Below are 15054 nucleotides of genomic sequence, written 5' to 3'. Positions count from 1 at the left end.
ACGAATACATTAGTCTCTGGGTGCAAGAAATGTTGGCAGCAGTGCAGGTGGCGTTATGGCTTTAGCCATTACACCACGGGACGAGTTTTGAAATTCGCGTCCTTTGCGAAGTTCAAAATCGAGGTTCGAGACCTTGGCTCGAACCGGTCCCCACAGCGCCAACATTTCTTGCACCCAGAGACGGCAACTAATCAACTTTATTATTTATCAGAACTCAATTCTGGTGCATCGGTTTGATAGAGATCAACCATTGACTTATTGTCATTTTGAGCCAAAAGACTTGTTCCGTTCTTCTTCTGAGCCTTCTTCAACTCTTTCAAAGCGGTACTCTTCTTATATGAGTATTCCTTCTTATTAACAGTTGTAAAGCCAGGTAATTTATGGAATCTCAATAGGTCCCCATTAATAACACGATCTGACAACGACAGCTCGGTTGTTACCCTATTAGAGAGTTTTTCTTTTTCTGATTTCGAAATATTTTTATCTACTTTACCCGTCTTAGTATTGTAGTAAGTTCCTCCAACCTTTGTTACTGTTGGTGAAACAAAATTACCATTTCTAAAGGCTACGAGTTGTGGATGTTCGCTGGATAGCAAATCACTACCAAATTGAACCATGTTCTTATTATCAACGCCTAATAAATTCAAGATAGTTGGTAGAACGTCAATCTCACCACCGTAAGTATGATTGATGCCACCTTTTAATCCATCCATATGAATCATAAACGGTACACGTTGATATTGAGCGTCGTTAAACTCATTGAATCCTTTAATACCAGTTAACTTAGCCATAGCTTTCTTATGGTTATTTGAAATACCATAATGATCACCATAAAGTACGATCATACTATTTTTATCTAAGCCAGTTTCTTTCAACCAGGCCATGAACTCACCAATCGATTGATCCAAGTAATGAGCAGTTTGAACATAGCCATCAACAGTCTTATCACCAGTATCAGTCTTTTCGATTGTTTGATTCTTCTTGTCCAAAGTATATGGATAGTGGTTCGTAACAGTAATTAGTTTTGCATAAAATGGTTGTGGCAATTGTTCGATATATTGAGCTGAATCTCTCAAGAAAATCTTATCCTTCATACCATAACCAACGTTATAACTCTTCTTCTCTTTATAATAGTTGGAACTGAAGAAGTAATCGTAACCCCATGACTTATAAGCGTTGTCACGATTCCAGAAACTTGGAACATCCCCATGGAATGAGGCTGATGTATAGCCCGCTTCTTGATCAAGAATAGCCGGCGCAGCTTGGAAGGTATTAGTTGTACCATCTGTAACCATAGCTGATCCTTCTGGCAATCCAAAGAGTGAGTTTTCAAGCATCAATTCAGCATCGGCTGTTTTACCTTGTCCAACTTGATTAAAGAAATTATCAAAGCTCAGAGTATCATCTTCGTGATAGAGCTTATTTAAGTTAGGTGTTACTTCTTGTCCATCCCACTTATAGTCAATCATGAATTGTTGCAAACTTTCCAAATGAATAATAAAGACATTCTTACCTTTAGCAACCCCAGTATATTCTACATTGGGTTGAACGTAATTATCCTTCATATACTTTTCAATCGAGTTGATATCTGAACTCTTTGCCTGCGACTTAACAGCATTGGTTTTCGTCGTTTTTATCATATCGTAGACATTAAAGACATTTAGCCCCAAATATTTAACGATATAGTTATTGTCAAAAGTTCTGGTTAACAATTGTGAACGATCACTTTCAGCCAAAGTTAAGTTAGCTCCAAATAGTAATACTGCTAGCGAACTAATCAAAACTGGTATCTTCCAGTTGAGTCGTTTAACATCCATTTTAATAACATGGAATGCCAACAATAATATCAAAATGATCACATCGGTAAAGACCAAGAAATCAGATGGTTTCAAAATCCCTAAGATACTCTTACCTAAGTTATTTGAAACTGAACCTGAACCCTTGATCAAAACCATTGTCAAAAAGTCTGAAAATTCACGATAATATAAAATATTCGAGAATAACCAGACAGTGTCCAAGAAATCAATGACCAAAAGGAAGATATAAGACTTTCTCCCTTTCATATACAATGAGATACCAAACAGCAATAACATAACTGGAATTGGATTGATAATCATCAAGAATGTTTGAATAGAACCCTTAACACCCAAATTAAACTTAGTTTCATAAGCATAAATGGTTTTAAGAGTGTATAGCAATACAGCTAGGATCACAAAACCTAGCCTAGTATTTAAAAAATTAGAAATACCTTTAGTAATACGCTTCATTATTTTCGCTCCATAGATTTATTAGCAACTTGTTGTTCAATTTTCGGTTTCTTCGAAACAGCAATAATCCCTAAGAACATCCCCAAATAATACGTAATAAATCTCCATAAAAACATACCCAAGATCAATCCTGAAGGAGAAGGTATAAATCCAGCAAACAAAGTCTTGAAACTGAATTCCGCCCCACCTGATCCACCAGGGATTGGGAAAATTGAGACAATCATAACGATCATAATGTGCATCACTAAGACATCGACGACATTAACGTGATCGCAATTTAAAGCTAGTAAAACAAAGTAAACTACGAAATAGTATAAGAATAGTTGCAAGATAGTTAGCAATGAAGCTTTGATTACCTTTTTCTTCTCACGCTTCAATACTAAACTCTCTTGATAAAAGCTATCGATATAGTTCGTAGCTAACTGTAAAATTTTATCACGTTTTTCCTCTTTAAGAAAAAATAAAACCGGTTTTAAAACAATTTGGACCATTTTTTTTGTGAAATCGTAGTAATACATGATCATTAATAAGAATGAAATTGTAACAACGTGAATGACCATCCCAAATACGATTAATGTCGCTAATCCTGAAAAGTGTTTAGCCACACTATTGAAACTAACTAACATTGCAATAATGAAGTTGACTAAAACCATTGCCTGATAAATAACAAACTTCATCAGTAACACCGAACTAGCACGACCACCATCAATCTTTGACTGCATCAAACCAACTAACTGAGCTGGTTGACCACCAGATGAGAATGGCGTTATCGCATTAAACAAAGCTTGAATCAATGGAATACGATACATTTCCCACCAGCCAAACTTGCGATCTTCTTTTTTCTTTAAAAGTGTATGCAAAACTAAAGCTTCAACACCATACGATAACAAAATTGACAAGAATGCCACCGCTAGCCAAAAGTAGTTCAGACTTTTAAAAGTTGAAACTAAGGAATTGAAATCGATCTTTCTAGCTTCCCACCAGAAAATACCGATACCTAATCCCAGCATTACAAAAAGTGCAGCAATTTGTTTTCTACTCATTATTTATCCCGTTTGCAATATTATATTGACTCGTATAGAAATCATACCAAATTTTACTCAAATTTTCTTCTGAGTATTGATTAGCAGCTTCTTTAGACTTCTTCTTAAAATCATCCAAAATGGAACGATCTTGATTAGCCTTATTGATGAAAGCATTCATATCCGCAAAACCATCAGCCTTTTGATAGTATCCATCAATAATAGCACGATACAATTCCAAATCACGTAACAACACTGGTGCCCCACAACTGAATGCTTCCAAAACTGACATTGGGAATAATTCATCATATGAAGGCAACAAGAATAAATTACAAATATTATAGTAGTTGACTAAATCGTTTCTATCAACAATCCCTGTGAACTTCATATTGCTTGGCGCATTGTCAATCATATCTTTATAGCGGTCGTAACCGTCAGTAATTTTGCCAAATGAAAAACCACCGGCCCAAATAAATTGAATATCAGGATTTGTCTGAGCTAACTTGTAGAAATCATCGACACCCTTACGTTCTTGAACTTGACCATCCCCGAAAACTACACATTTATCTTCAGGAATACCTAGTTTCTTACGGAAATCAGCTTTTTCTTCAGCCGTCTTTTCATAGAAATTCTCGGTTGAAACAAAATTTGGAATATATTTAATCTTCTTACGATCCAAACCATGAGCAACTAACTTATCGATAAAAGTTGGGTTGACGACAACGATTTGATCCATACGTTTGTAAAAACTGATGACATATTTATAAAAAACACTCTTTGCTGGTGCAGGTAATTTAATACTACCCTCAAGCGTTTCTGGTAGAAAATGAACATAACCGATTTTACGGCCACGTTTCTTAGAAAAAGTTGACAAGTAAAATTGCGGATCAATTGTGTGATAGTGACTCAAATCGCTAGCGTGAAAGTCATTGATTTTAACATCAAATTCATCACTGAAATGGTCTTTTAATAAACCAATCAACTCTTTATAAGCACTACCAACCCCTTGGCCGGCAACTTTATCTGCAGATGAAAACATATTAATTTTAATCATTCGAATACTCCTCTGGATCAATTGATGAATCTGAAAGCTTCTCTCTGACAAAGTAGTCTTCAGCTCGACGGTAGAAGTCAAGAATCGCATTACCAAATCCATCAGATGAAATACCATATAGTACCTTTTGACGTGCTTCACGGTCATCAAATGAATTAGGGTGATCGAGATACGTCTTAATCTTAGGTACTAACTGGTCATCTTCGTTGAATGTTACACCAACTGAAGGATCAGTCAACAAGCTGTCCGTATATGGAGCACTACGAACAATGATTTTTGTCCCTGATGCGATTGCTTCGATATAAGTTAAACCTTGCGATTCCGTATCACTAGAAGAAACAAAAATATTAGCCATGTGATAATAAGGTGAAATTTGATCATGTTCAACTTCACCAGTAAAAATAACATTATCACCGATGCCCAAGTCCTTGCTCATTTGAACCAACTCGTCCATATCAGGACCATCACCAACGATTACCAACATAATTTTAGGATTGTATTTCAAAAGCTCTGGCATTGACTTCAACATGTGGTCAATTTTTTTCTCCAAAGCGATTCGACTCAACATCAAAATTACCGGCGTGTCTTCAGCGATACCCAATTTCTCACGAACAGCTGAGGCATTGACAGGTTTCGTATACTCTGACAAGTCGACCCCGGTTGGAATGATTGAGATTGGTGTCTTAATATCATAACGATCCATTGTTTCTTTAACTTGCACACTTGGGGCTACAACTCCAGAAGCATTTTTCAAGAATAAACGTGTCATTTGCTTAACATGATAAGGCTTCAATAAATGACCATTTAAAACGTAATGTAAATAATCTTCATACATTGTGTGATATGTGTGAACAAATGGAATTTTCAACTGCTTAGCCACAAACTTTCCCATCATTCCTAATGAAAATTCAGTTTGTGTGTGGATAATATCTAGTTTTAATTCTTTAGCTAAATCAACAGCATGAAACATTCCGCGGATAGCAATTCTTCGATCGGTGAATGAGATAAAAGGTACACTGGCCAGACGAAAAATATTAGGCTCAATCGTATTCTTGGGTACGTTAGGATCAGTCGTTGTAAAAATATATACGGAGTGACCTTTGCGCTCTAAATCATTTTTCAATGTCTGGATTGATGTAGCTACCCCACTCACTTGGGGGAAGTATGTATCGGTAAAAATTCCGATATTCATATAAACACATCTCCTCACAATACTTTATAAAGTAGATTATAACAAAAAAATGAAGGAATCACTTCCCTCATCCTCGTCTTACCCTATTAATTTGCTGAAACTCTTATTTCTCATTAAGAAATAGAAAATCACTGCACCTATTGCAACAACAACTAGTTCACCAAAACCAACTGTCACAAAGTTCAACCAAAATGGTAGCTTCAAAACGAAGTGCAATTCGGCTCCAACAATAATACCGTTAACTACGGCACAGACAACTGGAACTGTCCAAAGTAAACTGTTACGTGCGGGAATCTTAGTGATAATATAACAGGCAATCGCCGTTGCTAAAGTTCCTAAGACAATATCATACATCCCTAATTGAGCACTGAAAAGATTTGAAATGAAACATCCGACAATCAATGACCAACTGTACTTATGATTAAAGAATGGCAATAACATTAAAATTTCAGAAACACGGAATTGAATTTGACCATATGAAAAGGCCGAAATTCCTGGTGCAATTGTCACAGCCACATAAAGGGCCGCAATCAATGCCAATTGGGTGATATCTCTTGTTTTTAAATTACTCAAAGTAAAACCTCCACTGTTTTAGTTAATATAGCAGGTTACCAGTGCAAACTGCCTTTAATAGGTTATCTTATTTTGGGTTTGGTCGCAAGTGAATGTCATTAAGGGAACCCGTCTCCAGAGCTACGAGCATCCATCTGCTATGCGGACCGGGCCGAGCCAAGATCTCGTCCCTCGGTTTGAAGCCTTGCAAGCAAGTCTCCAAACACGCCCGGTGGTGTAATGGCTAAAGCCATAACGCCACTTTCACAGCAGATGGATGCTCGTAGCTCTTCCGACTAATTCATTTTTTCTTCTTTATTTTATGTACTAGGAAGCATTTCCAAAAAATTTGATTATCAATGGCCAATAAAACCACTTATCTAACGTGTAATGCCAGCCGATTCTTAAAGTCAAGAAACTTCAGAATATACTTTAATTACTATTATCATAGTCACCAATGACAAACCATACTTTAAATTATTTACTACTGATTCAAAAACTAATATTTAACTAGACGGAAAGAGCAAGAAATTTAGGTCGCTGTGCAGGTGGTGTTGGCGCTTCAGCGCTTACTCCACGGGACGACTTTTGAAACTCGCGATTTGTGCGAGGTTCAAAAGCGAGCCGAAAGACCTTGGCTTTTGGCGGTCCCCATAGCGACCTAAATTTCTTGCTCTTGGAGTCGGCATATTTAACTAGCACCTCGCGTTATTTAAAACAAAAAAAAGCTAAGGTTGTATCAAACCCTAGCTTCTTGTAAAAATATTCTATTTTAATGTTCCACGTTGACGTAATTGTTCATCGATTAAATCAAGTACCTTTTGACGATCTTCTGGATTTTCAACAAAATCGTATTTGTCTCCGTCTAGTTTCATCTTAGGACTGTAATCATACTCATCATACCAGCCGTCATAACGGTCTAATAGTTGGTGATAATATTCTGGAAGTGTAGGATCTTGTTCTGGTTGTTCGTATGAACGGCCACGTTTTTCAATACGGTGAATCATTGTATCGTATGAAATATCCAAGTGTACTAACAAATCTGGAGCTTTTTTAGCTGCAGCGTATGGTAATTCTTGCATCATATTATCTAGCAATTCATCATAAACCTTAACTTCTTGTGGAGTAGCTCTTCCCATATCTGCGTTCATATGGAAAAATAGTGAATCTTCATAGATAGAACGGTCCAAAACATTGTTATCTTGCACCATAGCTTTCTTGATTGATTCAAAACGTTTGTTCAAGAAGTAGATTTGTAGCAAGAATGCATACTTCTTAGGGTCCTTATAAAATAGTGGCAAAACGGGATTATTATCAACCTGTTCATAGAAAGCCTCTGTTCCTAAATGTTCTGATAATAATTTTGCCAATGAACTCTTACCGGCTCCAATTGCGCCGCTCAATACGATCATCATTATTCTCCTCCATACCTCAATTAATTCTCTATTTGTAAAAAAACAACATTCATTATGATATCACTTCTATCCAACATATTGTATAGCTTTCCAAAATTTCACAATATATGGTAGCAGTTACAAACGAGAAACTTCCTATTAGTAAGGCTTAGAAGGAAAAATTAATTTATTAATAATTAATTTCTCTATCCCCTTTTCACTATAATTTATTCATTCTATAATTATATTTGTATTCAAATAGAAAGGGGAAAATCTTTATGGGGAAAAAATTACGCAATTTTTTAGTAGCTTTTGTTGCTGCTCTTGGACTAGTGGTTTTAGCATTTGCTAGTCAGACGACAACTACAAAGGCTGCTGACTATACTACCAGTGCTGGTAATAACGGACTGTTAACCGGAATGTCGATTCAGCAAAAGAATTACGGTACAGCTAGTAACATTAATCTAACTCTCGATTGGTCTTCAAAAGACTTACAGCCCGATTTAGCTAACGGCGATACTTGGACAGTCGAATTGCCTGAGCAATTAAAAGTTAAAAAACCAGGTGAAACTTTTAAAGTTGTTGATGATAATGGTGATGTTATCGGAAATGCTGTATTAGGTGTCGATGATAATGGCGTTAGCTATGTCAAAGTTACTTTTGACAATGTCGACGGTAAGACCGATTATGAGGGGTCTTTAAACATTACTGATGGTATTGGTGTTGGAAAAAACTACGTTATTGGTAACAACGATGTTCAAATTGGCGATATTCATGATAATATGACTATCACTGATTCTGACGATGACTTTTCTAAACGAGGTGTTATTGAAAAAGACGCCGATGGAAATTCGATAATAACATGGTCAATTTTGGTCAATAGAAACAGTACCTCATTTCCAAATCTTCAAATCAAAGAAATAATCAATGATGACCAGACTTATATTCCAGGTTCATTAAATATTTATGAGGCTAAGTGGTCTACTTCTTCACCAGGATTCTATAACTACGACAAAAATAAACCAATTTCTGGTTATACGGTAAATCCTGATGAAGCTAACATTTCTGATAAATTTACAATTTCGAATTTACCAAAAGAGAATCAATTTTACGTTGTTAAATTTCAGACTAAAATAGTTGACGAAGGCAATACAACTAATGGTCATAAATTTAAGAATAACGCTTCCTTTACTTGGGGAACAAATGGTTCTGGTACCGGCGGAACGACTAACCAAGATAATGCTTCTGGTAGTGTCTCAGGTGGAACCAACTCCGGAAATGGTAACGGTGTTGATATTAAAGGCGGAGTTTTGTTAACTAAGCTAAGTGCTGATGACGATTCACCTTTAAAGGGTGCCGAATTTAGTCTATACAAAGAAGATGGTACTCTCGTTGCAAAAAATCTAACTACTGACGAAAAAGGACAACTTTCAGTTGATAAATTGGATAAGGGAAACTATTACTTTATCGAAACAAAATCACCTGACGGTTATGAAATTAACACTGCAAAGATTCCTTTCACAATTTCTGGTAAAAATTCAGAAATAGTTTCTGTAATTACTAAGGATGAACCTTCAACAGAAACTCATGAAGATGAAGAGGGTTCAATCATCATTATGAAGGTCGATAAAGATACCCAATATCGTCTAGCTGGCGCAAAATTTATCGTTAAAGATTCAGACGGTAATGAAGTTGGAACTATCACGACTGACAATTTGGGTATCGGACATATGTATAATCTCAAGCAAGGAACATATACTATTCAAGAAATTGATGCTCCTGCAGGTTATGAATTATCTGATACAATTCATACAGTTACAATTGGAGATAATAACGAAGACGGGAGTTTTACGCCTGATTTAATTACCTTTGAAAATACTAAAGATGAAGATTTAGTGTTTGACGATTCATACTTTGTCAAACTACATAAAGTTGATGAGAAAGATATGTCAACTGGTGTTCCCGGCGCTGAATATTCCTTATATACAGCTGCGGGCGAATTTGTAGAAAAAAAAGTTACTGATGAAAATGGTATGATTACCATCGATGGTTTAAAACCTGGTGATTACTATTTTGTAGAAACTAGTGCTCCAAACGGTTATGAAATCAATAAAGATAAACTTTACTTCACAATCGAATCTGGTGAACAAGATATCCAAACTATTCAAGCTGTTGACTCACGTACTGAAGAGTCCGGTGGCGGTGGTAATACTACCGATCCTGAAGACCCTGACATTGACGAAAAAGATGATAATGAAGAAGACAACGAAGGCAATCCTGATGTTGATGGTAATGGCGACAACGGCGGTAACGAAGATAACAACAATGGCAATGAAGATAACAATAACGGCGGTGGCATAATTGTCGATCCAAACCACCCTGGTTCAAATAACAATGGTAATAACAACAATAATGGTGGAATTATCACTTACCCCGGTAACAACAACTCAACTAACACAAACAACACACTTCCACAAACTGGTTCAAAATCTGGTTTAGCTACAAGTTTGATTGGTCTAGTTGTTCTACTAGGTACTGTTTACTTCAAACGTCGTCACGCTTAATTGAAGATACAAAAATAGACTGAGAAATTTCTCAGCCTATTTTTTTACTCTAATTTAGAAAGCTCCACCACCGGAACCTCCACCAAATCCGCCTGATGATCCGCCAGAGAAACCACCTGACCCACCAGATACACTTGATGAACTACCGTTACCACTCGATATTGCATTACCAAATGATGCTTGGAATCCGGAAGAACTTGAATTAATAAAACTATGCGCCCCAATGTAGTATGGAATCACTAACGAATTGTCTAATTGTTCCGCACTGAAGTTAACTTTCAAAGCCTTAATAACTTTATCAGAAACTCCGAAAACGACCGCATATGGCAAGAATTGTTCCCAAAGAATCAAATCTCCGACTTCAGCCATCTTGATATCATCGATATCTTTCAACATACGTTTAAAAGCACGGATTTTATTAATCTCATCCTCACCCACATCGGTATATGGCGTAATCTTTCTTTTAGCAATCAAATAAATTGTCCAAAAGATTATCATAGAAACTACCATCAAAATGCTACTAATTATAATATTTTTATCAAAAATAATTGATACGATCCACATCAAAAAGACAATAATGCTTGTCGAAATTGCTGCCAATTGAAAATTTTTCACCGCATTCAAATTATCTAGGTCCAAATATTTTTCGCGTCCCTTAGCTGCTGCTTTAGTCCACTTCTCGAATTTTTTGCTCAATCTTCGAGACTTTTTACCGGTACCTTTAGTTGATAGCTTAATTTGCTTCAAACTTACCTTTTTTCCATCCCCAATTTCTTCAATTAAATACTTAAAGAATGGGTCAGTTGGTGGTACTAAAGCTGTAATTTCATAGCTACGCTTGACCTTATCAATTTTCATTCGTCTTTGACCAACCTCAACTAATAAATCGGCGGTCAATGATAAACTATTCGCTCGATCAGTCTTATCTAACAATACTTTAGTAAAACTAGGTAAGAAATCAGGTTCATCAAAGTAATGATGTAACGGTGTAGGAATAGTATGTTTGTTGAAAGGGTGCTTTCGGAATTGATAAAAGCGAACTATGTAAATTAACAGTACCACCACCAATCCAAATGCCATGATGGCACGATAAATTACTTTTTTACGTTCACGTTGAGCATTGGCTTCCAATACCAACTGCTTTTCTTGTGACAACACTTTTGCTTTACGCTTCTTCTTAACAACATTTAGATTATCCGCCGTTACACTAATTGGAAAAATCATATGTGTCTCCACTACTTGATGTGCCGGCAACTCATCTAAAGTCATTTTTACTTGACCTTGTTTTCGATTGACATCGGTATAACCTTCAGAAGGTCCATGAGTCCACGCTTGTAATTTAGGAACATCCCCTTGTGGTAAATTAACGGTCAATTCAACATTATGCAAGGTTTTATCCCAGCCACCGCCAATCATTTTCCAATTCAATTCAGCCGTATCGAGATAATTAGTTACCGCACCAAGCAAGCGATATTTGTAAATAAAAGTTAAATTCTCAGTTGAAGCTGAATGATAAACTTTCAAGCCCATCTCATTTGCTGAACGAGTGACCTTAAATGTATTCTCTTGACCACTCTCCGATTTAACTAATGGAATTTCATTCTTACCATCTTGAATAAAGACTTGTGGATCAGTCACATCCTTGATTCCTTGGATATTCTGATTGTAGTAAACCCCATGAAAGTCACCATCAAACTGATAATTTATGCGTTGGGTCAATTCAATATCACCGTTCTTTTGAATATCAGCTTGGGCATGGTATCTTTCAATTTGATAGTCACCATCAGCTTTAACATTTGTCGTCACGTTAAAGGCACAAATAATACTAATCAACGCGAGGAAAAAGCCCCATATTTTTTTCATTCTTACCCCCGTTTCTTTGATAGGCATATTTTATCATATTTAGTAATTGCTTACGGAAAATAACAATAGTAGTTCAAAATCGGGTTATTCTACCTTACATAATTAAAAAAACAGACTAGATATTCATTTGAAAGAATATCTAGTCTATTTTAAATAATACGTGGTTCTAAAAGGCTCCACCAGAACCTCCTCCAAAACCACCGCCTCCGCCACCTCCGGAGAATCCACCTGATCCTCCAGAAATACTTGCAGAGCCACTAGCACCGATAGCGCCAATAAAGGCCGTCTGGAATCCGTAACTTGCGGAACCAAAGGCATTTGAAAAGCCAATGTAGTTTAGCACCGCAATCGATTGTCCTAATTGTTCTGGTGTAAATTGAACTCTTAAAGCCTTGATAACTTTGTCAGAAATACCAAAGGCAACCGCATAAGGAATAAATTGTTCCCACAAAATAATATCGCCGACTTCAGCCATTTTAATATCGTTAATGTCTTCAAGCATTCGTTTGAAAGCTCGAATCTGGTTAACCACGATTTCACCTTTATCAGTATAAGGAGTTACTCGTTTATAAACCAGCCAGTAGACAACCCAGACCAAAATAGCCAAAGTTGCAGAGGTAATTGCTGACCACAATAACGACTTATCGAATAGCAAAGTTATCATAAACATGATTAGGGCAATAATATCAGTGGTAATTGCCGCTAAACTGAACCCTTTTACGATATCTATATTATGCAAATCTAAATATTGCTCACGATTCTTGGCCGCATTTTCAGCCCAATTGTCAAAGTTATCAGAAACACGTTTCTTACTATCATAATCATTGGTAGCTTCACTCCTAATTTCACGAAGCGTGACCTTTTTGCCATCGCCAATATCATTGATCATGTACTTAAAAAAGTCGTTTGTCGGTGGAACTAGGGCCGTAATTTCAAAGGTATTCCCAACCTTCTCCAACTTCATTCTTCGATGTCCCACTTCATTCATCAAATCAGCTGTCAATGACTGACTGTCAGCATCATGAAGTCGTTCCAAAATCACCTTGCTAAAACTAGGTAAAAATTCTGGAGCATCAAAACTATGATACAAAGGGGTCGGAATTTGATGTTTTGTCGCTGGGTGTTTTTTCAAATCAATAATCTTGTACAAATAAATTGCAGCAATGACTAAAATACCAAAAGCCATCAATGACCAATATATTCCATCTTGTTTACGACGTGATCTGTTAGCAGCAATCGCATATTGCTTTTCCTCAGCTCTCACCTTGGCTTTCATATTCTTACGAACCACATTGGGATTGGCTGACGTGACACTCACTGGAAACAGCATTTTACTTCTAATCGATTCGCCATCTGGTAATTCAGGAACTGTCATAATGACTTGACCTTTTTTACGGTTGACTTGATTATTACCAATCAACGGACCATGCGCCCAAGCTTGCAATTGAGGGATATTCTTCTTTGGCAAATTAATCGTTATTTTAACGTTGCTCAAATCATGATCCCAACCACTCAAAACTAACCAATTCAAAACGGCGGTATCATTATAATTTATGACAGCACCTTGGAGCGTATATTTATAAATAAATGTTACATCTGAAGTCGAAACCTTATGATAAACTTTTAAACCGAGTTTTTTCTTCGTCTTGGTTACCTTAACTGTATTATCAGCACCGCTGTTTGACACTTTAGCTGGAATAACTTGAGCACCAGTATCAATAAACACTTGTGGTTGTGTAACACCTTTAAGTTTATTTAAACTCTGATTGTAGTAGACACCATGAAAGTCGCCGTCAAAATGATAATTCAAACGCTGAGTCATTACAATATCACCATTTTTTTGCACATTCGCCACAATATTGTAATTTTTGATTCGATACTTATTATCGGCCAAAACATTGATTGACGTCATATGTAGAGCTAATAAAATACCAAAAAAAGCTAGGCAGACACCCCATATTTTTTTCATTATTTCCCCCGCTAGAACTTATTAACTTAATTTTATCATATTGAATATTTTGAAAAACTGACCTGCATCGTTTTGGCGTTAAACTTGGCATAACTCCCAAGTGGCGTTGTCATCATTGGAACCGTGTGACATGAATCATAATCATAAATAACTGGAATCGGTCTTGGACCCAAAATTCCTAACAAAATATCGATTGGCCGCCGTTGTGTTTTTAAATCATCAAACGATGCATGTTTACCTAAAATTATACCCTTAACTTGGTCAAATACGCCTAAGTTATCCAGCATCGCAAAATTTTTCTCAACAATCGCAGCATCTTTTTCGGCATCTTCAATCAGTAATAAATCATTAGCTGAAAATTTAGGAAAGTATTTCGAACCAATAATTCCTGACATCGTATCCAAATTGCCACCGACAATTTTACCTTCCAAAGTAGATGCTTGCGTATAACCCCAGTGATTTGAAATAAGTTTCTTTGGCTGTGTGAAATTATCCCAATTCAATTGTTCGTCTGTCCAAAATTGTGGTGCCGTCATTGTAATATTTGTAGGGTTGTCGATAATTTGTTCAAAACTAGTCCAAGTATAATCAACTAGCGGCGAAAATTCCCCAAATGAGGCAACTAATGCTGGCCCATACAAAACTCGGCAGGCTGGTGCTTGCGTATAAACCGCTAATAAAAAAGCTGTCGTATCGGAATAGCCAACGATAATCTTGGGATGAGCTTGTAAATAATCAAAGTCGATATACTTCAAAATGGAGTTCGTGTTCAACCCACCAATCGTCGCCATTAAGACATCAATCGTCTCATCATGAATTAACTGATTAATTTCTGTCGCTCGTTGTTTAATACTACCTGCTCGGTAACAATCTTTACGACCAGTTAAATCACCAGCAACTAAAGTACATCCCTTACTTTTCAAAAACTTTTTAGCTCTGGCAAAACGTTCTGGTGAAATTGCTGTAATTGGCGTTGAACTTGAGAAGAAACCTATTTTCATTACATCATCCCCTATCATTTACACTTAAGAATACTCCAAAATTTGTTCAAAACTACTATCGTATTAAAGCATGCAGCATAAACGTGGAACAAAACATAGCTTGTTCCGCTTAAAACAAAATAGCGCCAGCAATCCGAAATCGGATTACTGGCGCTATTTGCCTTAATGCTCGAAAG

10 protein-coding genes are annotated in these 15054 nt (G+C 36.5%); 1 reads left to right on the top strand and 9 read right to left on the bottom strand.

Annotation, left to right across the window (positions count from 1 at the left end):
- Positions 1–200: 200 nt before the first annotated feature.
- From D1B17_RS04195 to D1B17_RS04170, 6 genes are all read right to left on the bottom strand, one after another.
- Positions 201–2267: an LTA synthase family protein gene (locus tag D1B17_RS04195; RefSeq protein ID WP_120142890.1), complete on the bottom strand. Its 2067-nt coding sequence runs from the start codon at positions 2265–2267 to the stop codon at positions 201–203.
- On the bottom strand, positions 2267–3310 hold the full coding sequence (locus D1B17_RS04190; RefSeq protein ID WP_120142891.1) for a lysylphosphatidylglycerol synthase transmembrane domain-containing protein: 1044 nt from the start codon (positions 3308–3310) through the stop codon (positions 2267–2269). The genes D1B17_RS04195 and D1B17_RS04190 overlap by 1 nt, the downstream gene beginning before the upstream one ends.
- Entirely contained in the window at positions 3303–4343 is a 1041-nt protein-coding gene (locus D1B17_RS04185; protein ID WP_120142892.1) for a glycosyltransferase family 4 protein, read from the bottom strand. Before D1B17_RS04185 ends, D1B17_RS04190 begins: the two co-directional genes overlap by 8 nt.
- Complete coding sequence (locus D1B17_RS04180; RefSeq protein WP_120142893.1) at positions 4336–5535, bottom strand: glycosyltransferase family 4 protein; 1200 nt, start codon at positions 5533–5535, stop codon at positions 4336–4338. Before D1B17_RS04180 ends, D1B17_RS04185 begins: the two co-directional genes overlap by 8 nt.
- Before the next feature lie 78 nt (positions 5536–5613).
- Positions 5614–6108: a QueT transporter family protein gene (locus D1B17_RS04175; protein WP_120142894.1), complete on the bottom strand. Its 495-nt coding sequence runs from the start codon at positions 6106–6108 to the stop codon at positions 5614–5616.
- Positions 6109–6854: 746 nt separating this feature from the next.
- Entirely contained in the window at positions 6855–7499 is a 645-nt protein-coding gene (locus tag D1B17_RS04170; protein ID WP_120144273.1) for a deoxynucleoside kinase, read from the bottom strand.
- Positions 7500–7759: 260 nt separating this feature from the next.
- Between D1B17_RS04170 and D1B17_RS04165 the strand changes: the two genes are divergently transcribed.
- Positions 7760–10045 carry a SpaA isopeptide-forming pilin-related protein gene (locus D1B17_RS04165; protein ID WP_120142895.1) on the top strand — a complete coding sequence of 762 codons (2286 nt, stop codon included), beginning with the start codon at positions 7760–7762 and terminating at the stop codon, positions 10043–10045.
- A gap of 54 nt (positions 10046–10099) precedes the next feature.
- Here the strand turns inward: D1B17_RS04165 and D1B17_RS04160 are convergent, their stop codons facing one another.
- The 3 genes from D1B17_RS04160 to D1B17_RS04150 form a co-directional block, all read right to left on the bottom strand.
- Entirely contained in the window at positions 10100–11908 is a 1809-nt protein-coding gene (locus D1B17_RS04160; RefSeq protein ID WP_166806614.1) for a DUF2207 domain-containing protein, read from the bottom strand.
- 166 nt (positions 11909–12074) lie between these two features.
- The gene (locus tag D1B17_RS04155) at positions 12075–13877 is read right to left on the bottom strand and encodes a DUF2207 domain-containing protein (RefSeq protein ID WP_120142897.1); all 1803 of its coding nucleotides are present in this window, start codon (positions 13875–13877) and stop codon (positions 12075–12077) included.
- Between the two features lie 35 nt (positions 13878–13912).
- Positions 13913–14878, bottom strand: coding sequence for a S66 family peptidase (locus D1B17_RS04150; protein ID WP_120142898.1), 966 nt, complete (start codon positions 14876–14878; stop codon positions 13913–13915).
- Between the last annotated feature and the right edge of the window lie 176 nt (positions 14879–15054).

Origin of the sequence: Companilactobacillus zhachilii (assembly GCF_003606365.2) — a bacterium.
In the GTDB taxonomy this organism is placed as follows: Bacteria; Bacillota; Bacilli; order Lactobacillales; family Lactobacillaceae; genus Companilactobacillus; species Companilactobacillus zhachilii.
The sequence above is the reverse complement of the archived record's forward strand: the minus strand, read 5'-3'. Positions and strand labels throughout refer to the sequence as shown.

What these genes read in the sequence shown, in the direction of transcription:
- D1B17_RS04170 (WP_120144273.1), bottom strand. Translation starts at nt 7,499, where the DNA reads ATGATCGTATTGAGCGGCGCAATTGGAGCCGGTAAGAGTTCATTGGCA.
- D1B17_RS04190 (WP_120142891.1), bottom strand. Translation starts at nt 3,310, where the DNA reads ATGAGTAGAAAACAAATTGCTGCACTTTTTGTAATGCTGGGATTAGGT.
- D1B17_RS04160 (WP_166806614.1), bottom strand. Translation starts at nt 11,908, where the DNA reads ATGAAAAAAATATGGGGCTTTTTCCTCGCGTTGATTAGTATTATTTGT.
- D1B17_RS04195 (WP_120142890.1), bottom strand. Translation starts at nt 2,267, where the DNA reads ATGAAGCGTATTACTAAAGGTATTTCTAATTTTTTAAATACTAGGCTA.
- D1B17_RS04150 (WP_120142898.1), bottom strand. Translation starts at nt 14,878, where the DNA reads ATGAAAATAGGTTTCTTCTCAAGTTCAACGCCAATTACAGCAATTTCA.
- D1B17_RS04185 (WP_120142892.1), bottom strand. Translation starts at nt 4,343, where the DNA reads ATGATTAAAATTAATATGTTTTCATCTGCAGATAAAGTTGCCGGCCAA.
- D1B17_RS04155 (WP_120142897.1), bottom strand. Translation starts at nt 13,877, where the DNA reads ATGAAAAAAATATGGGGTGTCTGCCTAGCTTTTTTTGGTATTTTATTA.
- D1B17_RS04180 (WP_120142893.1), bottom strand. Translation starts at nt 5,535, where the DNA reads ATGAATATCGGAATTTTTACCGATACATACTTCCCCCAAGTGAGTGGG.
- D1B17_RS04165 (WP_120142895.1), top strand. Translation starts at nt 7,760, where the DNA reads ATGGGGAAAAAATTACGCAATTTTTTAGTAGCTTTTGTTGCTGCTCTT.